Below are 23,784 nucleotides of genomic sequence, written 5' to 3'. Positions count from 1 at the left end.
CTCTTTTGCATGAGTAGTTATAAATCTAATTCTTTATAACTACATTATACTATATCGTGCTAATTATTTCAATGTAAAAATTCAATTTATAGTGATGTTAACAACATAATTCTATATATTAATCCATCTAGAAATCAGTGTAGTTAAAAACTGTTCTAGGGAATTCAAGTTTAATAGTTTATCATTTTAAATGTTTTTGAGAGGATTAGAAAGTGAAATTACAAGAAAAGATATCAATATACTATACATCGTTAACAAATACAGAAAGAAAGATATGTACTGTGATTCTAGATGATCCAACAGTGGTGAGTGAACATTCTATTATAGATGCTGCAACCCTATGTGGAACATCGAAATCTGCAATGTTAAGATTCGCTAAAAAGCTAGGATATAGCGGCTATAGTGAATTTAAATATGCTGTTGGTGAATCATTTATAAAAGAAGAAAAACAAAATACGGAAAGTGGTGATATTTATCAGGAAATTGTGACATCTTATAGTCAAACAATCACCGAACTTTCAAAACAAGATTATAATATTCAGCTAACATTGTTAGCTGAATACATTGATCAATACAAATATGTGGAAGTTATTGGCATAGGAAATTCATCTTTTTGTGCAAAACAATTGAAATATTCATTGTTTTCTCATAATAAGTATATTGGCGATGCGACGGATCGCGAAGAAATTAAATGCCTAACGCAATGTATCACCAAGGATTATTTGATTATTGTTTTTAGTGTGTCAGGGGCATTGGATACATATGGACAACTTGTTAAAGCTGCTTCACAAAAGAAAGCTCGAGTAGTGCTGATTACAATGAATCCAGATAATGCTTTAGAAAAGTACGTGAATACATCTTTTGTATTACCTTCTACAATGCATTTGTTGAAGGATACAAAAGTACTCAAGCAGTTAGACAATCGTACCACCATGCATTTCTTTGCGGAAGTGATTTCTTATTATTATGGACTGTATTTAGAAAAGCAAGTGCTAGAAGGCTAGCACTTGCTTTTTAAGTGAGTGATTCGAAAATCATTTGGCAGAAATTTAAATTGTACATCAGGGATTGAATCATTGAGAAAGTCAGCCATAGATTTAATTCCAGGAGCTTCGCAAGCCATATGACTGACGACAATTAAGGGAATGTGATGATCGTGAGCCCACTGGATGGAACTCCAATTATTGATCCCATCATCACTGACAATACAGGTATCAGCACCTTTTGCGACCATTTCAAAAACATCGGTACAGGCGCCTGTGCCAATCCCTAAGGTATGAACTTCGTGATCAGGATCACTAATTACCTCAATACCCGTTTCACCATAAGGCTGAATACTCTTTGCTATTATATTGATAAAGTAGCTTAATGGTCGGTTTGTTGGCTCTGATATACGAATATAATCTTGAGGCTGGCAGGGTTTAAAAGGTATGTTCATGATCTTCGCCCAGGTATCCCTGACACCAACGTCAGGGATACCATCCCATAAATCATGGCAGCGATAGATACTTATGGCATGTTCTTTAAGTAATGCCTTTTTTTCTTGTTGCGCTGATAATAGTATATTGGGTAAGTTTGTTGAGGCTAAATAGAATGGATTTTCATGAGAAATGATGAAATGGCAATTGCTTTGAATAGCCTGTTTAATGATTGGTAGAGATGCTACCCAGCAAACAATGACTTGATTGACATCCTGATGATCATCTCCAATAAGGAGATGATCACGGGTATGCTGATAATTAATAAAGTCACCTTTGCTTTCTAAAAATGTAATAATTTCACTAATTTTCATTGATATCACCTTGATCTTCTAAGTCTAGCTGGTGATCATAACTCTTCATAAATGGTAAACAGATGATAACGTTTAAAGCAAAGAGAATGAACCAGACAATAAGTGCACGGTAATCCATTGTCGAAATAAAAGCATATAATGGAGCGGGAGGTGTCCATGGGACACTCATACATGTTTTGCTCATAAAGCCAAAGTAAGTTGCTAAATATGCAACGGATACATTAAGAATAGTACAAATGAAACTTGGAATAAAGGTCAAAATGTTTAAAACAGTAGGAATCCCAAAAACTAATGGCTCATTAATGTTAAAGAGAGATGATGGAATAGCTAATCGTCCTAATGATTTCAGCTTTTCATTTTTACAAAAGACATTCATATTGAAGAGAAAAACTAGGTAAACAATGGCTAAACCAAAAATAAATGTAAAGTTACCTGCAATAATAATTGGGATTGGCTGACCTTTATTATAAGCATCAAGGTTGGCAACTAAGTTATTGGTAAAGATTGGTGTAGTAATGGCACTGACCATATTATCACCATGAATGCCAAAAAACCAGAAGACAACTGTTAATGTCACAATAAAGAGCATTGAAGGCAATGAAGCCGTGGCTGAAATTAATGGTGAAAAGATTGTAAATACTAAACTGGTTAATCCTGCTTTAGTGGTTGCTAAACAAAGCTGATTCAATGCGATGAAGAGAATCATGTTAACAAGCATAGGAATTAAAACTTCAAATGGACCGGCAACCATTGGTGGAACACTGGCTGGCATGGTAATCTTAATGTTTTTCTTAATGAGGAAGTGACTGATTTCAATGACTAACAAACCGATTATGATGGCTGTAAACATAGATGTTGAGCCAAAGCCAGATACATCAATATAAGAACCTTTCTTAATGGTTTGAGGCACCGTTGCTACACAAAAGAAAACAAACAGGGCGGTAAGGGCATTGGGAAAAGCATCCATCTGATAAGACTTAGCTAAGCGATAGGATACGCCTAAAACAGTATAAATGGAAATAACACCAATTGTGAGATTAAAAGGAATTGTTAAGAGATTCGAATACGCGTTAGCCTATTTTTTCCAGGCAATAAGAAATACGAATAAAGGATTGGTGGGTTTCATCATGGTAAGATCAACAGGTGGATTGACGATCATTAAAGAAAGCCCTCCAATGACAGTAAATGGTACTAGGATTGTTAATCCATCTCGTAAAGCACTTAAATGTCTTTCTCCAGAAAACTTTGCGGCGACAGGAACAATTTTATTTTCCATGACAGTCTGAAAGCTATTCATGAAGATTTTAATTTTCTCCATATAATCTTAACTTCCAGAAAAAATTGCACTAAGTAATATATTTTTTATGATCAAAGGACAAAATATTATGAATATTTCATGATTTTTTGTCCTTTTTCCTCTGTATTATCATCTAAAATTATGATATAATACTAGTGTAAAGTTGCACTAAATATTTTGAAGAAAGGGGTGATAATATGTATTACAAGGAAACTGTCAGAGTGCCTGATGAAAAAGGTAAAATTAATGTTATGAAGAAGGGAAAAAGCTCTTATGTTCGTTATCTTCTGGAGACCAGATATGTACCTGAAAAAAGTATGCAATTCCTAAATTTGCGATTATTGGCAAGCTGTCTGATGACCCCGGTATGATGTTCCCTAATGAAAACTATGTGAGATATTTTGGGCCTGAGGCGTTCTCTGAGGAATCACAGTCTGAAAGAAGCTGCTGCCTCAGGAGCGGCACATTCATGGTCCTTTCTGAGCTGGCAAGAGAGCTCAATCTTAAGAAGACACTTGAAAACCGGTTTGATGACAGGGATGCTGCACTTATTCTGGATCTTGCTTTTTACTCAATCATTACGGAAGGAAATCAGTCTCAGTATTATCCGGATTATGCATATAATCATCCGCTGATGACTGAAGATATGAAGATTTACAGTGATTCTAAGATTTCAGAGTTTCTTTCATCAGTTGATTATAATCAGATTCAGGGTTTTCTTGATGACTGGAATCATGATCGTGATCATGGTGAAAGAATATATATTTCTTATGATTCAACCAATAAAAACTGTCAGGCAGGGAATATAGATATGGTCGAATTTGTTCATCCTAAGGTGGACAGGGGGCTGCCGATTGTAAACATTGCGATGGCATATGACATAAACAATGAAATGCCGCTGTTTTACGAAGAATACCCAGGCAGTATCGTTGATGTTTCACAGTTAAGATATATGGTAGAGAAGGCATCAGGATATGGATACAGAAATATTGGCTTTATTCTGGATCGGGGTTATTTCAGTCGCACCAATATCCATGATATGGATAAGGCAGAATATCCATTCATAATTATGGTGAAGGGCCAAAAGAAGCTTGTCAGAGAGATTATTCTTGATTGTAAGGGAAGCTTTGAAAGTGACAGAAAAAGCCTGATCAGACCATACAGATGCTATGGAAAAACGGTAGCCAGAAAGCTCTATCCTTCAGATTCAAAGGACAGGTATTTTCATCTGTACTATTCCCATGAGAAGGCGGCAGCTGAAATGGCAGTATTCGAGGATCAGATTGAGGAAATGCAGAAATATTTGGATTCTCTGTCAGGTGAGAAGGTCACGCTAGCCGAAAAGTATAATAAATATTTTCATATCGAATATCACAAAGATGGAACGTTTGTTTGTGCGAGCGAAAAAACATCAGTAATAGAGAAAGAAATCTCTCTTTTTGGATATGACTGCATAATATCGTCTGATCCTATGACTGCAGAAGAAGCACTAACAATTTATCAGAGCAGAGATGCTTCTGAAAAGCTTTTTAGAGGAGACAAGTCTTATCTGGGTGGCGCAGCAGTACGAGTTCATAGCAGTAAGTCTATGAGTGCAAAACTGTTTGTTGAGTTTATAGCCCTTATTTTAAGGAATAGGATGTATACAAAATTGAAAAAGGAGCAGGAAGCCTTAAAAAAGAGACTTAATTATATGAATGTGCCAGCTGCCATCAGGGAGCTTGAGAAAATAGAACTGATGAGATGTCATCAGGGCAATTATATTCTTGATCATGCGCCAACCAAAACGCAGAAAACAATTCTGAAGTCTTTTGGCATTGATGCGAATGTTCTGAAAAGACGAAATCGCAGTTTATGCGAAATTCTAGAACATGTATCGAAATAAGATGAAATATGTATTAAAGAGGCTATCCTGCATGGTGAAGAAGGAAGATAGCACAAATCATACTGTAGAAAGCGAAATATTTCTCCATATAAAGATTTAATACCTATTTAGTGCAAATATTATTGGAAGTTAAGATATAATATTTCCTTTTTTGTAAGTGATTACATGATGATTTAAGTCTTTATGAAAAAAGTGTTAGTATAAATATAATAAGTGGGAAATATATTCATACGATTGATGTGTATAGCTGGTGTTGTGTAAGCTAATACCTGGATTACTTATAAGGCATCAGGTATTTCATTAAGAGCACTATTAGTTATACATAAAATTTGCATCCGAACATCAGTTTTTCTGGTATACATATGTCGGACTAATCGGTGTGCTCTAGACGCAATGATTGGTTTATATTAACCATTCGATCGGTTTCATAAAACGTTACTCTGGTGTACTCAAACGTAAGTGCGGTTTATTAAATAGATCGGTTCATAAAAAACGCATCCCGGTTTATATAAGACATGAGATTGGTTTATCAAAAAGTATAACCGGTTTGTTAAGACGTATATCGGTTTGCATAATCAGTCTATCGGTGTGCCTGTATTTATATATTTTTGATGTTAAATTGAGCTTTTTTACTTTCTGGTGCTACACGCTGCTCTATGCATCTGGTACAATAAGAATAGGTGATGTCATATGGATATGAATAAGATATTAGAAGAGAATGAATTACTTAAAAAAGAAAATGAAAGATTGAAAAAGTTATTAGAAGAGTATCATATTGATTATGAGAAAAAGAAATATGTACCACAAAAGAAAATCTATGATGAGAAAGGGGCATTAATTCTTAATAGTTTCTTTAAAGGACGTAAAGATGTTTATGCGAAAAGGGTAGAAGGGAAAAATGGAACAAACTATTATCCCCAATGCAGTAACTTTTATAAACCTTTTTGTCCACGTTATTTAAAGGTTAAGATGCGTTGCACAGAGTGTCGGTATCAGGACTATATCCCAATTAATGAAGATGTTTATTTGAATCATCTAAATGGCGAAGGAGTCTATGGGATCTATCCTTTATGTGAAGATGATACAACATATTTATTGGTTTTTGATTTTGATGATCATAACAATAAAAATGAAGATTTCGCTAATAAAGATAATGGCTGGAAAGAAGAAGTAAATGCCTTACGTAAGATATGTGAAAGAGAGAAGATTCCTTGTTTAGTAGAACGATCACGTTCTGGTCATGGTGCCCATGTCTGGTTTATCTTTGATAAACCGATTGAAGCGTCTTTGGCTAGACGTTTTGGCAGTCAATTATTAACCATTGGGGCTAATTATATTGATATGAAGACATTTAAAACTTATGATCGGATGTTACCTATGCAGGATCATCTGAATGAAGGACAAATAGGGAATTTAATTGCTTTACCTTTACAGGGACAATCGGTCTTAGAATGTAATACCTGCTTTGTCGATGAAGACTGGGATCCTTATCCTAAACAGTGGATGCATTTAGTGCATTATCCAAAGATTACAGAGACATTGATCAAAGAGAAACTCAAAGCCTGGGGCAATAAAGATGAACTCGGTGTTTTAGCAAGTGATGTTCTAGAAGATCATCCGTGGGAGAAAAGTATCCAAGCTTTTCACAAAGAAGACATCGAAGGATCTATGTCCATTGTCTTAGCGGATGGTCTTTATATTGATACGAGTCATATGAAACCAAGAATGCGTAATCGGATCAGAAGAATGGCTGCTTTTAAAAACAGTGATTATAATAGTGTGATGGGAAAAGGGAAACGTAAGTATTATGTGAGTCGAATCATTCAAACTCATAAAGATGGGCAAAACTATATTAAGATACCAAGAGGACTTTATAAGCAGCTTATTGATGAATGTGTATTATCAGATATCTCTTATAAAGTCTCAGATCAGCGCTTAAACGGGAAAATGATTCATGTTTCTTTTCAGGGGGAACTAAGAGATGAGCAAAATGAGGCTATGAAGAAAATGTTAGCACATGATATTGGGATTCTGAATGCGGCGACAGGTTTTGGTAAAACCGTTGTTGCGTGTGCGATGATTGCAGAAAGAAAGGTATCTACCCTTATTATTGTGCCGACAGAGACCTTATTAGCACAATGGATGGATAGTTTAGATACTTTCTTATCTGTTGATGAACCATTACCTACATATACAACAAAAACAGGTATCGTTAAAACCTATAAAAGCTGTATTGGGACTTTAAAAGGTGGTCAAAATAAGTTAACTGGCATCATTGATATTGCGATGATGCAAAGCTTAAAAGAAGACATGTATCCCTTATTAGATCAATATGGAATGGTCATCATGGATGAATGTCACCGTTGTGCTGGTGATCAGATTGGGGATGCTCTCGATGTTGTTCGCTCACGTTATGTTTATGGCTTATCAGCTACGCCCAAGCGTAGCGATGGATTAACCCCGATTATTGGGTTTACCTTTGGCCCTATTCGTTATACTTATGCAAGTTTTAAAAGAGCGATGGAACAATCTTTTAATCACTATGTTTATCCTCGTTTTACCAATGTCGTGAATTTATCAGATCATGAGCTATCTTTACATGAAGCCAATGATCTTATTAAACTGCATAAAGATCGTCAGGAGATGATCTGTAAAGATGTGATCCAGGTTTTATCAAAACATCATACACCATTAGTATTAGGGAAGTTTGTCGATCAGTGTGAGGATTTATATCATCGTCTTAAAGGAGAAGCTGATCATGTCTTATTACTGGTTGGTAATAAGACAAAGAAAGAAAAAGAAGAAATCCTCAATTATTTAAAGACCATTCCTGATGAAGAAAGTGTTATTCTGATTGCGACTATTCAGTTAGCTGGTGAAGGTTTTGACTTCCCAAGGGCTGATACCATTATGCTGGCATCACCGATTTCTTATGAAGGCAGAACTGCCCAGGCAATTGGCCGTATTACCAGAGACTATGAAGGAAAGCAAAGCTCCATTGTTTATGATTATATTGATATCCATATCCCTGTCTTTGAACGCATGTCTCATAAGCGTATGACAACCTATAAGAAGAATGGTTTTCATATTGTCTCAAGTCTATACGTCCCAACCAAAAGTGAACAGTCTTTCTTTGACGCTAATCAGTATCAGTCTTTATATGATGATGACTTATTACATGCCAATAAAGAAATTGTCATTTCATCATCAACTTTATCTAAATCATCAGTGATGCATTATACAAAGTTATTCAAGTCGGTGATGGAAAGAGGCGTTATTATTACTGTTTTATGTTTAGATCCTGATAAATGTATCGAAGATCAGCAGGAAAGACAATCACAATACATAGGAATATTAAAACAAGCAGGGATTATTGTTCATACCTATGATGTTATTCCTGTACGTTATTGTGTTATTGATTCACAGCTAATATGGTATGGGGATATGAACCTATTATCCAATGTGAAAAAGGACCAAGTGATGTTGCGCTATAGTGATGCCCATAGTGCCAGTGAGTTATTAGCATTATCTGTTTCAAAATGAAAAGAGTTTGTTAGCTGTATAATTGATTGTTGCTGTCGTACCGCTAACCAAAAAAACAGCTTTGCTTCAATAAATGACTCTTTTTCACCGAACTTAGTGATAAATCGCATACCGGTTTTTTGATTGATCTTCCCAATCGTTTCACCATTGATTTTTAAATTGAATTGCCTGAGAACTTTTGTTCAAAATTCATACCAGTCCCTTTGCGAACATCATTTACAGAATTACCTAATGAACAAGCATATACAAAGGTTTGGACTTTGTCTGACTGCAAATCATAACCGCCCATATAGGCAATGACAGCGGCCATACGCATTTGGATATAGAGCACACTAGCTATATTCGCCGTCACAGCAATGGGTAAGCTAATGAATTTCCCTAAGCTATTTATCACTTGCTGTATCTTTATAAGGGCTTTGGCAGTTTGTTTCAAAGTTTAATGTTTAGTAAAGAGGTGTCAAGGATCGACATTATATTCTTTTGACTGAGATGTTATTTTTCATGACATTTGATTTTCCTATTTCAGCATGTTTTTGTAATTTTATCATGACTTAATAAGTCTATAAGCATAGCCTTTATATGAAGATGAAAATTGCATTATTGATATGGCTGGGGAGAGTTAATATGTATTTTATCATTGATTGCGTATGATGATTGCTTTACGAAATGTATAAGTTTTCATCCTTTCATCATTATAAGGATCATGGTAGAATGGACACCTAATATGATTTTTATGGAGGCTTGTTATGCATTCTTTGATACAAATATTACAGACAATTATTTATGATGTTATGACTGCTTTATATTTACCATTCTTTAATGCAGTACTTATTGCTTTTTTGTCAATGTTTGTCTATCTTTATGGAAAAGAGCATCATTGGCATAAGAATAATGTTATTAAGAAGACGTTAAGTACTTGGGGATCTGCCTTTAAAAGGGAAAGTCAGTTTAGAAAAGCTTTTTTGTTCTTCTTTGTGGTAGCTTTAATCTTATTGAGAACTTTACTTAATAGACCAATATGGCCCAATCCCTTAGGCTATTTATTTGGCGGCTGGACCTTTACTAATGAAAATGGTCAATATTCTACGGAATGTGTTGAGAATGTCATTCTCTTTATTCCTTATACCTTAACGATGTTTTACTGCTTTGAAAAGGAACTCTTTGGTGAAAATCATACTTTTAAACAGGTGATGAAGATGAGTTTGAAGGTTTCTTTCTTAAGCTCATTATTTATTGAATCGATGCAGGCTTTATTTTTCTTAGGAACTTTTCAGTTTTCTGATTTAACTTATAACACCTTAGGCGGTTTCATCGGTGGTATCTTATTTTATATCATTCATCATGTAAGAAGTATGTAAGTACTTCTTTTTTGCTTGCATTATCATGTTTCTATAATTTGCAAATCAAAATAATAGGAGTGATTCCTAATACGGAAGATTTAACATAATACGGAATATCTTCCGTAAATAAAAATAATGATAAAATGGAGAAAAATCAGTATTTTAAAGAATTCTAATTATTTCATGAAATAATTGATATTTTACTTGAAAGTAGCAGGTGTATATGATAATGTTTGCGTAGAAGTTTGAATGGCAAAACGTATACAAAAATTCCACCAAAGTATACTCGCCTTTTAAAGGGGATGGTTGATGATAAAATAAAGGGTAATAAAAATAAGATCTCACATTCAATATAAGGCTCTGCCATCAAAAAGCAGTTGGCAAGCTTAACTAATGTTTAAACTAAAGTCTCTTAAATATGACCGTTTTTCTAGTCAATACCAAACATATTGGTCATATCCTTATTTAGCGCTCAGACAGGTAATCATCGCCGCTTGTTTAGCATTCGAAAAGCTCATGACTGTCGCTATTGAAAATCACATGAAATTAATATTATCTAGCTTCCCGAATCCTATTACCTATGCTAAATATATTAGTATACGGTTGATTGACATAGGCTGGTGGCAGAGCTTAAAGAAGTGATGAGATCGCCTCATAATGCATGATACACGATATCCCATAGAAGGCTTCAGCGTATACTCCCATAGCAGTGTTTTTACATAACATCTCCACCAACATCATGATGTTTATTGTTATATGGCTGAAGCCTTCTTCTTTGCCTTAAATGATCACTTCGTGAGGGGGCGAGATTGATATGAAGCGGAAATTTATAACCGATGGTATAGAAACAATTATTATGATTGTCTTTATTACGGCTCTAGTTTGTTTACTCTGTAATGCATTTTTCATGACGCATGAAATTACTGGCGTATCCCGGGTAGTGAATTATGCTGGGATTGTGCGAGGCTCTTCGCAAAGAGCCATTAAACAGGAATTAAGCCAAAAGAAAGTAGATGATCAGTTAACTTACCTTGATGGAATTATTGATGCCCTCCAACATTCTTCTTCGCGTTATAAGCTGATTAAGCTTGATAGCGCTAGCTTCCAAAGTGAACTCATGGAACAAAAAAGAGAATGGCAAACCTTAAAGAAAGCCATTTACACGTATCGGAAAACACCAACTGGAAAGAATGAACAATTACTCCTGACCTTAAGTAATAACTATTATGAGATCTGTGATAAAACCGTGTCTATTGCTGAATGTTACGGCGAAGGCATAGTAACGGGTTTAAAGAAGCTGGAAGTTGCCATTGGAATTGTTGTAGGGATATTAATTTTACTATCATTAGAACGTTCTCGTGCCATTATTGTTAATTACCGCAACATGTTGCGTCTGAATCGTGACGCTTATGATGATCCTTTGACTGGAGTGAAGAATAAGCGTTACTTTGAAGAGTATTTCCCCGTTATGTCTGAAGGCTGTAATTATTCACTTGTTTTTATTGATATTGATAACCTCAAAGAAGTGAATGACAAACAAGGACATGAAGCTGGTGATCATTATATTATTGAAGTTATTGAAGCTATTCGTGAACAGTTTCGAACCACTGATGTCATATTTCGAATGGGCGGGGATGAATTCGTGGTCTTCCTCAAAGAATGTCGTGAAAGTATTGCTACCCGCTTATTAGAACAGGCTAGAGAAGCTGTCCATGATCATACATCCGGTAGTTTTAGTTATGGGATTGTTTATGTCCATAAAGAGGATTCCCGCAGTATAAGAGAAATCCTTAAGGAAAGTGATCAACGGATGTATGAATACAAGAAAGTTCATAAAAAAGAGGGTTCTCATCATAATAAGAAAGGAACCTAAATCATGCGACCAAAGAAAATAGGTCAAAACTTCTTCGTGACTGTGAGAAGAAATCAATATGACTGGCAGGGTGAAATTGTTTGGCTCAATAAACGAAAGGAAGAAACGTTCCGATCATCCTTGGAATTTATTAAGCTGTTAGACTCTGCACTTAAAAATGAAGAGAAACTGGAGGAGAACTCCTAGGGGGGCTTTGCCTATGGCAAAGCTCCTTTTTGGCGGTAAATGAAACTTTAAACCTTTTCCCTCACGGTATATATTCCGTGTTTTCACTGTATTTTTATAAGAATTGCGTTAGAATGGAAATACAAAGAAAAGAGGGAGATTATGAATACTAATAAAATTGGGAAAATGATTTGTGGCTTATTGTTATGTACAATGATGATGAGCGGTTGCAGTGTAGAGCGTAAGACAGGTCATGAAACAGCTACTAATGATCAAGATAAAACAGTTGTACAAAAGTCAAAAGAAACGGATTCATCAAAAACGGTGGAAAAAGATACAGCTGATGAGCAGACAGCTACAAATAAGCAGGATAAAACGGATACTAAACAAACAACATCAAATAGAACAGTAAAAACACAAAATAAAGAAGCTGCTAAAAATGATACAAATACAAATGTCAAAGTAAATACGAACAGTAATACAAATACCAAAGAAACGGGGAGAACAATCTGTATTGATGCCGGTCATCAGCGTTATGGTAATAATGCTTTAGAAGCGATTGGCCCTGGTTCAAGTATCCGAAAGCCTAAGGTTACAAGCGGTACTGAAGGTAAGTATACACATAAGGCTGAGTCAGAAGTCAATTTAGAAACAGCGAAGAAACTAAAAAGCATTCTCATTTCTAGAGGCTATAAAGTCGTGATGGTAAGAGAGTCGCAGGATGTGAATATCTCTAACATTCAAAGAGCGGAAATTGCCAATAAAAGCAATGCAGATTTAGCGATTCGTATTCACTGTGATGGTTCTGGGAACTCTGCTTTACATGGTTACTTTATTTTAACACCATCTTCATCTAATAGATTCTTATCATCATCGATTGTGAATAGCTCTTTACGGTTAACGAAGTGTTTATTACCAGCTATTCAAAAAGCAACTGGAGCAAATAATAGAGGTATTTCTTATCGTGATGATTTAACGGGGACCAACTGGTCTAAAGTGCCAACTGTTTTAGTAGAAATGGGTGAAATGAGTAATAAACAGGAAGACTATGCTTTATCAACCCCTGCTTATCAGGAAAAGATGGCTACTGGTATGGCCAATGGTATTGATGATTATTTTAAATAACAAAGCATTGATTAAGGATAACTAAATGGTGGTTATCCTTTTCTTTTGCGTTAGAAGATAATGAAAATTACGGTCACAATAATTAGTTAATGTTCAATATTATGATATTAATATTACCTTACAATATCGCGTAATAAATCAAAAAAATGCTGATAAAACGATTGTAAAAAGGATATTTAAGAATTATAATGATACATATGATAAGAAAATAACAAAATCAATAAAATATATTTTTATTTAGCGTTTTGTGATGTTGTGAATTATGGGAGGAGCTTATATGTTGTTAGGTTTAATGGGATTTTTAGCAATTGTTTTTGGACTGATTATTGGTCACAAAATTTCCAAACATTTTGTCCTTTTTGGGACTGTTCAGGGGATTCTTGAACAGAAAATGACATTTTATGTTATTGGTTTAGGAATTAGTTTTTTTATATTTGCGGGAATTAGTAAAGCTGCAGGTATTTTACCATCTGATCAGAAGAAAACGGATTCTTCAAGTTATGTAACACAATCGCAAAAAAGGACAAGTGATGCCACGAAGTCAGAGAAAAGCGATGATTCATCTCTTGTATCATCTACGACCAATGAACCAGAGGAAAGTTATGAGTCATCTGATGCATCAGATGAAAGTGATTCTGATGTAAGCACTAATACTGAATCTGATTATATCTTACCGGATGCTGATAAAGCTTATTATACAAGAAATGAGTTATCAGAATTAGATGCGCAAGAATTAAGACTCGCCAAAAATGAAATCTATGCGCGTCATGGCTTATTATTTAAAGATCAGGAATTACAGCGTTATTTTGACAGTAAATCCTGGTATCAGGGCAGTATTCCGCCAGGAAAATTTGATGATAATGTCTTGAATAAGTATGAGAAGGAAAATATTGATCTTATTGTGTCTATGCAAAAGGATTCTTAAAGAAATCATAAACATTATCAGTATGGGATAAAATAAGGAGGAGTCAGAAATGAAGAAGTTTTTATCTGCAATTGTTGCTGTAATGATGGTAATGTCCAGTGTTTCATTAATTGTTCCGTTGTCGTTTACTCATGTCTATGCAGCAACCGTGGTTGAGCATGGTGAAGGATGGAGCTTAGATGACGATGGTCTTTTAACAATCGCCGCTAACACTGACCAAACTTTTAAGCAGCGTAGTGATATCAAAAAAGTGGTGATCTCATCTGGGGTAACGTCTATCGCCGATAAGCAGTTTGAAGAATGTACTCAGTTAACAGATGTAAAGATGAGTGATGATGTAACAAGCATTGGGGATCGGGCATTTGAAGGATGTAATCACTTGGTAAATGTCTCTCTATCAAAAAAGTTAGAAAAAATCGGAAATTCTGCTTTTGAAAAATGCGAATCAATAACACAGTTAACTTTGCCTCATAGTTTAAAAGCAATTGATAGCGGTGCTTTTAATGATTGTACTAAACTCAATACCATTAATATTCCAGATCATGTAACAGATCTTGGCAGTTGTTTTTATAATTGTAAAAGTCTTAAAAGCATCATACTTCCAGATGATATTAAAATTATCTACGGTGGTACTTTTAAAGGCTGTGAATCACTAATGAATATTCAGTTGCCTTCTCAGTTAGAAACTATTGACTATGATGCGTTCAATGGCTGTCAGGAATTGAGAGAATTAATTATCCCTAAAAATGTCTCTCAATTATGTCAGGTAAAAACATTTGATGATTGTCCAAAACTAAAGAAAATTATTTTTACAGGAAATATGCCAGAGCTTACTAGCGTGGATTATGCGTTCCTTAATGGTACAGATATTTACTATCCTAAGGACTTGTGGGAAAATAATGATTCGGATTTAGAATATTGGTTTAGCCGTTTTGTAGGGGGAAATAAATGTATTGGCTATAATAGTAAACTATTAAATGGGAAGAATAATACACTAACATTAGATGATCTTTATAACTTTACAAATTTTAAACATGAAGATGGATGTTCAAAGCATATCAGTAATGCTGATTTAAAGGCTTTAATGAAATCTCTTTCTCCAGTTGATCAGAGAAATGTGACTAGATCTTTAGAGAAGAGTAATAATGGTCATTGTTATGGAATGAGTATCACAGAAACCTTAAATAAGATGGATCGAATAAATGTATCTGAAAATATCGATGAATCGGGAACATCAATTCATGATTTAACGAGGGATGATAATTTACAGTCCTATATGTGCTATTATCAAAGTCAGCAGTACTTACAAAGCTGGAAGGTTCTTAAAGATAAATATACTGCTAACAATGATGATGTTGTCAATAAAGAGATTCAGCCGCGTGTAAAGCTAGTAAAATATGGTGGAGCTCCGGTGAGCTTACAGTTTAACTGGTGGCAGCCGGTAGAAAAGGATGGTATCTTTGTCCTTGATCAGAATGGAAATAAGACCTGGAATTTAGTAAGTCATTCTTTTATTGGCAATACGTATGAAATCCTAAAGGAGCCAAGAAAGATTGGCGGAAATACTTATACAAATAGAATTGTTCTCATTGACAGCGATACTAATGAAAATAATGAAGATATGAGTCTCTATTACAATGATGATGGGCAATGGTGCATTCCTTATTATAAATATACTGAAGATAATCGTACAATATATAATTGTTCAACTGATTATGGGGCTAAGATTATCGTTTATACTGATGATACAGATGAAATGGATTTGAAGAGTCAGAAAGATAATAGCGCCTTTAAGCCAGAAATCGAAATTTCAGCTAAAAATGCATTTGAAATTAAAGATAGCCAGACAGAAGAAAAGACAGAATTAAATCCCCAGTTAGGCAATGATGGTGTTGACGAAAAATGGATTCCGTATACGCGCTGCGAAGGAAACTTAGAGAACGATTTTGTTGATTATAATCTTCCTAGTGATAGTGATGATTATGTGCTTACACCTCTAACAAATAATGAAGGTGATATAAATATTAATGTCACATATCTGAATATTTGTTATTCAATCAAAGTTGCTTCTGCTTCACAAATAACTATCTCTCCAAGCGGCAAAATTGTCATTAAAGATAGTAATGGTCAGTGTGATCTTGTGATGGCAGATAACAGTAAAGCTAAAAATAAGTATCATACATACCAGTTAAGTGGAATGACTCAAGGTGATATCACTGTTAAGTTAACAGATGAAGGTATCGAAGCTTCTGGTTTCCACGAAGGTGTTAAAGCAAAAGCATTAGGTAAAATTAAAACTGAAGTGAAAACTTTAGATGCTATGAACGGAAATGATATTGCAAAGATATCAGATGATGGTATTGTGCGTACCAAAATGCCACAGGAAAAGCCAACAGGATTAAAAGGCGGTCAAGAAGTTATTAATGGTACGACATCTTCAATGGAATACGCAATAGCTGGAAAGAATAGTTGGACACAGTGTAGTGAAGGTTCAACATCAGTTCCAGCTGGAAACTATGAAGTTAGATTAAAAGAGAATGATCAGTATGGTCCTTCCGCTAGCGTACGTGTTACGGTCGATGCAATTCCTAAGAAAAACCAGGAAGAACCTCGCGGTGTTTATGGTGATGAAGGTTTTATTGGTGGTACGACAACTGAAATGGAATACAGCAGTAATCAGATTGACTGGAATGATTGCAGCCAAGGGACAACTGAAGTTGAAGAAGGAACGTATTATGTACGTTACAAAGGCACGCATCTTTTAAATCCTTCAGAAGCTGTAGAAGTTGATGTTGATGAGAAAATTGTTACTCATCCGGATACGAATGAGCAGACACAAACAAATGAAGACTCACCAAGCAATACACAAAATGAAACGACAAGTACTGAAGATACTTCTAAAAAAACAGAAGAAGCGAAGCCAGTCAATACTGAGGCTTCTAATAAAGAAGAAAATAATTCTTTACCTGCAAAACCCGTACCAGTAAAGAAAGCTAAGAAGATTAGTATTAAAGTACCAAAAGGTAGTAATATTAAGAAGAAAGGTAATAAAGTCACTTTACGCAAACGTAAAACAATTAAATTAAGCCTTTTAAATTATAAGGGTAAAGCTATTTGGAAATCTTCAAATAAAAAGATTGCAACAGTTAAAAATGGTAAGGTCAAATATAAGAAGCCTGGTCAAGTGACTATTAGCGTAAAAGTAAAAGGAAAAACATATAAAATTAAGATTGTCTATAAAAAGAGATAGTCATTAATTGAAGGGCATCTATCAGCTAACGCTGATAGATGCTCTACACTTTTTATGGATCATTAAACAGTGATGATTTAAATAATTTGACTGCTAGTTAAATATGTAAGATGTTTTCATGTTGAAGTTTGTTTTTACAAGTGTATATTGAATGTAGAAAGAGGGATGTTAAATGGAATAGGCTCAAATTGCAAAGGCGACAGTTATGAAAGTTGCTGCTGCAAATGCCATATCACCAATTGATGTTAATAAAACTGTAGAACTTTTAGTTGACTGTCAAAAGTATGGTTTTCAAAAACGTGTTGAACTGCTCCAACAAGCTGCACCATAGATCAATAGAATGGCGTGTCAATTAGTTGACACATTTGATAAAGCAGTGCGCATTGGAATAACCCTTGATGAAAAGGAATATGATGCGTTATTTAGAATTATTATTGAAAATCCAAAATTGACTGACGAACAAATAAAAATGAAATTAAATCTTTATACGGAGAGCATTAATAAGAGAACGTCATCTAATGGTAAAGAGTTAAGAAAAAGTATTATAACCTTTGGTGGTGATATTCTAATGCTTGGTGTAAGTGTTGCATCGGTGTTATTAAGTGCTAATTCTGGTGAGATTTCAAAACAAATAGGAAAAACTAAAAGGACTCAGGAAAGAATGAATGGACTGTTTTGGAATAAAAAATAAACATCCATCAGCTATAGCTGATGGGTGTTTACTAGTTTAAGGCATTTTCTTTGACACGTTTCTTCATTGCTTTTAATAAAGCTGTTTTACCACGTAAGTGTTTTGTCGAACCTTTGATGTTTTTATAGAAGTATTCCATTAATTCTGAGGACTTGATTTGATTGAGATCTTCTAAGATTGCTAATCTTAATTTCTTATTAATGGATTTATTAGTGGAGATCACATGGTCTTTGACTAATAATTCATTAGTTTCTCTTACGTATTTAAAGACTTGACCGCTTTTCTCTAAAGCCGAGAAAGCTTCATCAAAAGCTTCAGGGGTTAAATGCAAGTCTTCTAAGACTTTCTGCTCATCAAATACGCAACAGCCTAAGCTGTTGACTGCTAAACGTGTACGTAAGTACAGTCTTACTAACAGTTCGTTATTCGTTGCGGCGCTATCTTCCTGTGGCCATAAATAATCATTATCATAAGTTGTTGTTGTCATTGGTACATTATCCATAATTGTCATATCCTTTCTTTGTCTGAGATGATGATCATGATCTTTATTTGACACTTATAGTCTAATTGAATAAAGAAAGGAGTTTGTTACAAGTTGTGCGACAAAGTATTCACAAAGCAAATATAGTAAAGTTATAATAGAAGAAGATTTGGAGGAAATAGGATGAAGAAATTATGTATGATTATGATAACTGTATGCATGTGTGTATTTCCTACACAGGTGCATGCGCAGGAACCATTTCGCTTTTTAGCCTTTGGTAATAGTTTAACTGTTCATTTCAAAGATAATATTTGGTGGAGTGAATGTGGCATGGCTGCTTCGCATACTGATTTGGATTGGGTTCATCGGGTGAATGCCCGCCTTCAGCAGCAATACGGAAATGTTCAAACGGATATTATGGCAAACGAATGGACTACCGCTAAAGATGAACAAGAGACCTATGAAAAAGAAATTCAAGAAAAATCACAGACACCTTATGATTTAGTGACTATTGAACAGGGCGATAATATTGGTTCTGAAGACTTATTCACAGGGTATGAAGAAAACTTAACGAGATTAGTTAATGTCGTTAGAAACGCAAATCCGAATGCGACAATTGTTATTATAGGTAACTTCCAAAAGAATTCAGATATCGAAAAAAGAGTTGATGAGGTGCAACAGCGTGTTGCCACAACCTATGGCTGCAAATTTGTTGATCTTACAGCGATCAGCAAAAACTTAGCATATCGCAGTGCCATTGGGGCAACGGTTTATGGTGAAGATGGTCAGGAGCATAAGGTTATGAACTGGACCATTGCCAGACATCCTAATGATAAAGGTATGGAATATATTGCTTATAAAGTCTTAGAACAATTAGGCATTTCTTTTGATGTTGGTCATGATTTTGATGATCTCAATACCATGGCAACGACCCAGTCGCCAACAGGAGATGTTGTAAAGATCGATGGCTGGCAGAATCAGTCCTATTATTTTGATGGTCATAAAGCAAAAGGGTTAACTCTTATTAACAAGAATTACTATTATTTTAATGATGCAGGCATATTACAAAAGGGGCGCGTAAGAAAGGGTAAAGTTACTTATTTCTTAGATAATCAAGGGAAACTATTGATGAAGAAAGTGAATAATACCTACTTTAATAGCCATAATCGTCAGGTATCCTTGGAAGATGGTCGGGAATATGAATTACTCTCTTATGTTCAAAAGAATGCTTCGAAATATAAAGGGAAAAAGAAACTAGAAAAAGCTTTTAAAGCCATTCATAAGAAAAAATATAAAAACATACCAAAGGCTGTGTTAAAGAAGGGTTATCCATCATTATATGCTTATGATTACTTTGTAAAGAGAAAACCTATTAAAAATAGTTTACAGGCTGCTTCATGCTTTGCTTATTTAGCGAAGGCTCTAGGATATAAGAAGATTTATGTTGTGACAGATCGTAAAGATACCAAAAAAACAATAAAATGTTTTGTGGAAATCAATGGAAAAGTCTATGATCCAAGTAATAATGATAAAAAGAAGAACTATAATGTTACTTATAAGACTTATAGAAAACTGAAAAAGAAGTATAAGCAAAAAGTGCCTTATAATACCATGAAGGCAGTTAAAGTGAAATACTCTTCTAATAAAGGTGCAGTGACAACTTATGATCCAGTTTTAAGACAACTATATTATAGTAACGGTCAATATGTGACGGGAACTGTTGTTTATCAGGGAGAGTTCTATGCATTTGATCAAACAGGTAATTTAGATCAGAGACGTACCTACAAACTTAGAGATGCTGCAACTTCGCAAAATGAAGTCAAATATCTCACAAAATTAATTGGACAGCCACTTGCCAAACAGTATTCCACAAGCTGTTTTGGTGATGGTGATGATGGGTTATGGGATTATGGGACTTATATGATCTCTACATTTAGATCTAAAGAAGGCGTGGAATTGTATATTGCAGCTAAAGAAAAGTAAGAGCGAACTCTTACTTTTTCGATAGCGCTATTATATTTCGATAAAGTGTTTACAATGATAGAATTCATTCATTATATTAGACGTTTCAAGGGTTGTAGAAAGATCGATATTTGGTAAATACTGCCCTGTTTTAATTGCTTTGATAAAGGTAATAAATTCATTAGAGATACCTTCATCATCTAATTGATAAAAATAGCGTTTATTTTGAGCAGGATTTTCATATCGTATTTCAAAATAGTCTGTTTTCCACCAAGGTGCAGGAATGTAGACATAACCTTTGGTACCAGAAATAATGAGTTCACCTTCCGATTTTACACCATTACCAACTTTTATAGAGGCAACTGCTGAAGGGTAGATAAACGAGACTTTTGTGAATGTATCATATAGAGCAGGAATATCTTTAAGCAACTGGGTGGTAATTGTTTTTGTATGATAATTTGTACCTAGTATTTCAAAAAGCGGCAAAAGTGCAGTCGGTCCCCAAGCTGTAAAACTGGCCCATTTACCAAAAACTTCTTCATGAGAAATACTTTCCAAACTTGTACATGTTGCATCAATAGATTTTACTTCACCGATTTTACCGCTTTTAACTAATAAAAGCATACGGGCGAAAGCTGTAGAATAAGCAGTTCTCAGCACTTCTAATAAAATGAGATGATGCTGTTTTGCATAGGCAAATAAAGTCTGACTTTCTTCCTTATTTAGCGTTAAGGGAGCTTCACACATAACATGCTTACCTGCTTTTAAAGCAGAAAAGACTTGTTTATAGTGAAGGGTAGGATGAGAATAAACATATACTGCATCGATATCGTTTAAGAAAGCTGTATAATCATGATAACACGAAATATTCTGGTAATTTGCTTTTTCGTTTGTCGTATAAACGCCTTCAATGGATAAACCATTAACGGATTTTGCTTTATCAATAACTTTTTCAATGTAATGATCCATTCCAGTAATCCCAATTCTGATAGATTGCTCCTGCGATCTAATTTGAGTACTGGAAATACCTTGAGTACGGGGTAAATAGTTAACTTCGCAATACTCTTTCAGGTAATCGAAATGTCCTTCCCAGTCAGAGCCAATAGCGAAAATATCAGCCTGAAATCTTTTGACATCATCAATTTTCTGCCCTTCATATTCTTCGACAATGATCATATCGGCATAACCGGTTTGTTTAACATTTTCGATGCGCTTTTCTAAAGGTTCACTAACATTGATTTTTCCTCTTTGCTTATCAAAATCATCAGATGTTACGCCAACGATTAGATAATCGCCTAATGCTTTAGCGCGGCGTAGTAAATTAATATGACCCTGATGTAGGTGATCGAATGTTCCATAGGTAATGACTTTAATCATATAAGCTCCTTTCCTTTTCAAAAAAGAGTGGTGAACCACTCTTATAAGTAGCCTTTACGACGAATATCGGTTAAGGCATTTATTAATGTTGTATTATCTTCTGAAGTTAAATCACCAATATGTCCAACGCGGAAAATATCATGTTTCATGTCTCCGCCATTAGGACAAATCCAAATATGATAGTCGTTTTTTAACATCGTAAAGATGGTATAGGCATCACCATATAATGGGTGAACAGGAGTAACCGCATTAGCCGGTGATTCAGAGACAAATTCAAAAGGCAAGGCTTTGATTTTTTCTCTAAAGTCAGCAGCTTGCTCAGCTACACGGGCAATTTCAGTCTCTGCGCCACCAGCCTTTTTAATCGCTTTAAGGCGAGCGTTTATTTGTAAGAGAATGCCTACAGCTGGAGTAAATGGGGTTTGACCACGTTCACCGTTTAATAAGCAGTCATTCAAATCAAAGTACAATGATCTGACATGGGTATTTTGCGCTATTCTAATAGCTCGTGGCGACATGACAATAATAGACACGCCAGGCGGGCAGGCTAACGCTTTTTGAGATCCTGTAATCATAACATCAGCATGACAACGGCGCATATCAAAAGGATCTGCTAAGAACGAAGAAACACAATCAATAACATAGAAAATATGATTCTTCTTACAGAAGTTACCAATCATTTCCACATCATAGAGAACACCGGTAGATGTTTCATCCATGTTGACAAGCAATCCTGTAAAATCAGCAGGATTGTAGGTATCTAACATTTCCTGAGTTAGTTTTTGACCATGTTTTAAGTTGAGACAAGTATAGTTTAACTCGTGGATTTCACAAATCTTTGCAAAACGTGCACCGAAGCTGCCACCGTTTATGACAAGAATATGATCATCTTTTGTGAAGAAATTCATAACCGAAGCTTCCATAGAACCAGTACTAGAGCAGGTCATAAAAACTGCGCGAGAATATTTAGGGGCGTGTGCGAATTCTAGAATAAGCTGTTCATTTTCTTTCATAATCTGAGAAAATTCAGGTGTTCTAAAATAAGGTACCTGTTGACTACCAATTTCGCATACTTCCTGAGGAGATGTAACGGGACCAACTGTAAAATTAAGCATAAAATCACCATCCTATTCTATGATGCTTTGCTAAACAGTTCTTTAAAGTCTGCGGCTGCCAAAATACCACAAATAATAACGATTAATGTGCAAGTAATGGTTAATGGTTTAAGCAGTGAGTAGTCATGCATAAAGATGACTGAGAAAACGACAGCCCAGGCTGCATAGGAAACGTCTAAAGCCATGGCTTTAGAAGCACCGATCTTGGAAATGGCACGATAGTAACAAAGATAAGATGTTGTCGCAAAGAAAGCTGCGATCGCGATTGTTGGCAGCAGCATCCCGCCTTTCGCGGTAAATAATGTAGTCGTAAAATGCCAGCCGTGCATAATAGGTAAAATAACAATACCATAGAATAATGCTGAGGTTGTCTGTCTGATCTGCAGGGCGTATTCATCTTTGACAGCATCATCCTGCATACATTTGGCGAGCACAACAGCTTCAATCCCCCAGCCAAAGGAACACATCAGGGTCCCTAAGATGCCAAGCCAGAAGTTTGTGATATTAAGGTCAGGGGAATAACTTAGACCATAAACACCTAATAAGGTGATGATTAACAAAATCCAGCGATACCACTGCATTTCTTCCTTGAGGAAGAAATAAGCTAAGATCGCGCCGATGGCTGGGAAGATCGCACTAGCAACAGCGCCGATGGAAGCCCCCATGTATTTCACGGCTAAGACGTAACCAGTCATACCAACCGGACCACCAATGATGGCAGCTAAAGCGACGAAGCGGCCGCTTTTTGTTTTTAAAGCATTAAAAACATTTTTGATGTTGCCACGGAAAATATTGAATAAGGTAGCCCAGATCGCTGAGCAGGCATCATGTAAGAATGTGCTGACAAAAGGAGCTAAAAAGATGGCTTCTTTAGTGGATACAAATGGTGTCATTGAAAGGGCAATACCTAATACAATTGTTTCTATAGCCCAGGTGACACCGGCAATTACACCGTAAATCATT

Annotated in this window: 18 protein-coding genes and 1 pseudogene; 11 read left to right on the top strand and 8 right to left on the bottom strand. The window is 35.3% G+C overall.

The genetic code is table 11. The annotated features are described in order from the left end of the window. Positions 1-212: 212 nt before the first annotated feature. Positions 213-1,004, top strand: coding sequence for a MurR/RpiR family transcriptional regulator (locus tag SG0102_RS11705; RefSeq protein WP_125120096.1), 792 nt, complete (start codon positions 213-215; stop codon positions 1,002-1,004). Here SG0102_RS11705 and SG0102_RS11700 read toward each other — a convergent pair. The 3 genes and pseudogenes from SG0102_RS11700 to SG0102_RS15770 all read right to left on the bottom strand — a co-directional run bounded on the left by SG0102_RS11700 (position 1,001) and on the right by SG0102_RS15770 (position 3,110). Further along, positions 1,001-1,792 (bottom strand): Nif3-like dinuclear metal center hexameric protein, encoded by a 792-nt coding sequence (locus SG0102_RS11700; protein WP_125120095.1) that lies wholly within the window; start codon positions 1,790-1,792, stop codon positions 1,001-1,003. The two genes, SG0102_RS11705 and SG0102_RS11700, sit on opposite strands and share 4 nt — an antisense overlap. Then, positions 1,782-2,852: pseudogene (locus tag SG0102_RS11695) on the bottom strand (PTS sugar transporter subunit IIC); the annotation flags it as partial. The pseudogene SG0102_RS11695 and the gene SG0102_RS11700, both read right to left, overlap by 11 nt. 15 nt (positions 2,853-2,867) lie before the next feature. Beyond that, on the bottom strand, positions 2,868-3,110 hold the full coding sequence (locus SG0102_RS15770; RefSeq protein WP_231999797.1) for a hypothetical protein: 243 nt from the start codon (positions 3,108-3,110) through the stop codon (positions 2,868-2,870). Positions 3,111-3,480: 370 nt separating this feature from the next. On the opposite strand from SG0102_RS15770, the gene SG0102_RS11690 reads away from it, so the two are divergent. After that, positions 3,481-4,974 (top strand): IS1634 family transposase, encoded by a 1,494-nt coding sequence (locus SG0102_RS11690; RefSeq protein ID WP_197715039.1) that lies wholly within the window; start codon positions 3,481-3,483, stop codon positions 4,972-4,974. 690 nt (positions 4,975-5,664) lie between these two features. Next, positions 5,665-8,517 (top strand): TOTE conflict system archaeo-eukaryotic primase domain-containing protein, encoded by a 2,853-nt coding sequence (locus SG0102_RS11685; RefSeq protein ID WP_125120093.1) that lies wholly within the window; start codon positions 5,665-5,667, stop codon positions 8,515-8,517. A 154-nt stretch (positions 8,518-8,671) separates the two neighbouring features. On the opposite strand, the gene SG0102_RS11680 is transcribed toward SG0102_RS11685, so the two are convergent. Further along, complete coding sequence (locus tag SG0102_RS11680; protein WP_148668855.1) at positions 8,672-8,950, bottom strand: hypothetical protein; 279 nt, start codon at positions 8,948-8,950, stop codon at positions 8,672-8,674. Positions 8,951-9,263: 313 nt separating this feature from the next. On the opposite strand from SG0102_RS11680, the gene SG0102_RS11675 reads away from it, so the two are divergent. From SG0102_RS11675 to SG0102_RS11650, 7 genes are all read left to right on the top strand, one after another. Then, positions 9,264-9,875: a VanZ family protein gene (locus tag SG0102_RS11675; protein ID WP_125120091.1), complete on the top strand. Its 612-nt coding sequence runs from the start codon at positions 9,264-9,266 to the stop codon at positions 9,873-9,875. Between the two features lie 796 nt (positions 9,876-10,671). Then, positions 10,672-11,730 (top strand): GGDEF domain-containing protein, encoded by a 1,059-nt coding sequence (locus SG0102_RS11670; RefSeq protein WP_125120090.1) that lies wholly within the window; start codon positions 10,672-10,674, stop codon positions 11,728-11,730. Between the two features lie 327 nt (positions 11,731-12,057). Next, positions 12,058-13,020, top strand: coding sequence for an N-acetylmuramoyl-L-alanine amidase family protein (locus SG0102_RS11665; RefSeq protein WP_125120089.1), 963 nt, complete (start codon positions 12,058-12,060; stop codon positions 13,018-13,020). 277 nt (positions 13,021-13,297) lie between these two features. After that, the gene (locus SG0102_RS11660; RefSeq protein WP_197715038.1) at positions 13,298-13,945 is read left to right on the top strand and encodes a YARHG domain-containing protein; all 648 of its coding nucleotides are present in this window, start codon (positions 13,298-13,300) and stop codon (positions 13,943-13,945) included. Positions 13,946-13,994: 49 nt separating this feature from the next. After that, the gene (locus SG0102_RS11655) at positions 13,995-17,195 is read left to right on the top strand and encodes a leucine-rich repeat protein (RefSeq protein WP_125120087.1); all 3,201 of its coding nucleotides are present in this window, start codon (positions 13,995-13,997) and stop codon (positions 17,193-17,195) included. A 205-nt stretch (positions 17,196-17,400) separates the two neighbouring features. After that, positions 17,401-17,526 carry a hypothetical protein gene (locus SG0102_RS15875; RefSeq protein ID WP_269461197.1) on the top strand — a complete coding sequence of 42 codons (126 nt, stop codon included), beginning with the start codon at positions 17,401-17,403 and terminating at the stop codon, positions 17,524-17,526. Between the two features lie 9 nt (positions 17,527-17,535). Next, complete coding sequence (locus SG0102_RS11650) at positions 17,536-17,886, top strand: hypothetical protein (protein ID WP_125120086.1); 351 nt, start codon at positions 17,536-17,538, stop codon at positions 17,884-17,886. Between the two features lie 31 nt (positions 17,887-17,917). Here SG0102_RS11650 and SG0102_RS11645 read toward each other — a convergent pair whose 3' ends face one another. Continuing rightward, positions 17,918-18,442 carry a hypothetical protein gene (locus tag SG0102_RS11645; protein ID WP_148668854.1) on the bottom strand — a complete coding sequence of 175 codons (525 nt, stop codon included), beginning with the start codon at positions 18,440-18,442 and terminating at the stop codon, positions 17,918-17,920. A gap of 108 nt (positions 18,443-18,550) precedes the next feature. Between SG0102_RS11645 and SG0102_RS11640 the strand changes: the two genes are divergently transcribed. Beyond that, positions 18,551-20,350: a GDSL-type esterase/lipase family protein gene (locus tag SG0102_RS11640; protein ID WP_125120084.1), complete on the top strand. Its 1,800-nt coding sequence runs from the start codon at positions 18,551-18,553 to the stop codon at positions 20,348-20,350. 30 nt (positions 20,351-20,380) lie between these two features. Here the strand turns inward: SG0102_RS11640 and SG0102_RS11635 are convergent, their stop codons facing one another. Genes SG0102_RS11635 through SG0102_RS11625 form a run of 3 tightly spaced genes read right to left on the bottom strand, consistent with a single transcriptional unit; the run spans position 20,381 to position 23,783 of the window. Then, a complete protein-coding gene (locus SG0102_RS11635; protein WP_125120083.1) occupies positions 20,381-21,706 on the bottom strand; it encodes a Gfo/Idh/MocA family oxidoreductase in 1,326 nt (441 codons plus the stop codon). Positions 21,707-21,747: 41 nt separating this feature from the next. Next, positions 21,748-22,821 carry a pyridoxal-phosphate-dependent aminotransferase family protein gene (locus SG0102_RS11630; protein ID WP_125120082.1) on the bottom strand — a complete coding sequence of 358 codons (1,074 nt, stop codon included), beginning with the start codon at positions 22,819-22,821 and terminating at the stop codon, positions 21,748-21,750. Between the two features lie 17 nt (positions 22,822-22,838). Further along, on the bottom strand, positions 22,839-23,783 hold the full coding sequence (locus SG0102_RS11625; protein WP_125120081.1) for a DMT family transporter: 945 nt from the start codon (positions 23,781-23,783) through the stop codon (positions 22,839-22,841). Position 23,784: the final 1 nt, after the last annotated feature.

Origin of the sequence: Intestinibaculum porci, from assembly GCF_003925875.1 — a bacterium.
Classification (GTDB): domain Bacteria; phylum Bacillota_I; class Bacilli_A; order Erysipelotrichales; family Coprobacillaceae; genus Intestinibaculum; species Intestinibaculum porci.
Note: the sequence above shows the minus strand (reverse complement) of the source record. Positions and strands in the feature narration are given on the sequence as shown.

Bases quoted from the DNA above. Each gene is read 5' to 3' on its own strand.
- SG0102_RS11630 (WP_125120082.1), bottom strand. From the start codon at position 22,821: ATGCTTAATTTTACAGTTGGTCCCGTTACATCTCCTCAGGAAGTATGC.
- SG0102_RS11700 (WP_125120095.1), bottom strand. From the start codon at position 1,792: ATGAAAATTAGTGAAATTATTACATTTTTAGAAAGCAAAGGTGACTTT.
- SG0102_RS11660 (WP_197715038.1), top strand. From the start codon at position 13,298: ATGTTGTTAGGTTTAATGGGATTTTTAGCAATTGTTTTTGGACTGATT.
- SG0102_RS11625 (WP_125120081.1), bottom strand. From the start codon at position 23,783: ATGATTTACGGTGTAATTGCCGGTGTCACCTGGGCTATAGAAACAATT.
- SG0102_RS11670 (WP_125120090.1), top strand. From the start codon at position 10,672: ATGAAGCGGAAATTTATAACCGATGGTATAGAAACAATTATTATGATT.
- SG0102_RS11675 (WP_125120091.1), top strand. From the start codon at position 9,264: ATGCATTCTTTGATACAAATATTACAGACAATTATTTATGATGTTATG.
- SG0102_RS11635 (WP_125120083.1), bottom strand. From the start codon at position 21,706: ATGATTAAAGTCATTACCTATGGAACATTCGATCACCTACATCAGGGT.
- SG0102_RS11685 (WP_125120093.1), top strand. From the start codon at position 5,665: ATGGATATGAATAAGATATTAGAAGAGAATGAATTACTTAAAAAAGAA.
- SG0102_RS11655 (WP_125120087.1), top strand. From the start codon at position 13,995: ATGAAGAAGTTTTTATCTGCAATTGTTGCTGTAATGATGGTAATGTCC.
- SG0102_RS15770 (WP_231999797.1), bottom strand. From the start codon at position 3,110: ATGGAGAAAATTAAAATCTTCATGAATAGCTTTCAGACTGTCATGGAA.
- SG0102_RS11665 (WP_125120089.1), top strand. From the start codon at position 12,058: ATGAATACTAATAAAATTGGGAAAATGATTTGTGGCTTATTGTTATGT.
- SG0102_RS11640 (WP_125120084.1), top strand. From the start codon at position 18,551: ATGAAGAAATTATGTATGATTATGATAACTGTATGCATGTGTGTATTT.
- SG0102_RS11650 (WP_125120086.1), top strand. From the start codon at position 17,536: ATGGCGTGTCAATTAGTTGACACATTTGATAAAGCAGTGCGCATTGGA.
- SG0102_RS15875 (WP_269461197.1), top strand. From the start codon at position 17,401: ATGAAAGTTGCTGCTGCAAATGCCATATCACCAATTGATGTTAATAAA.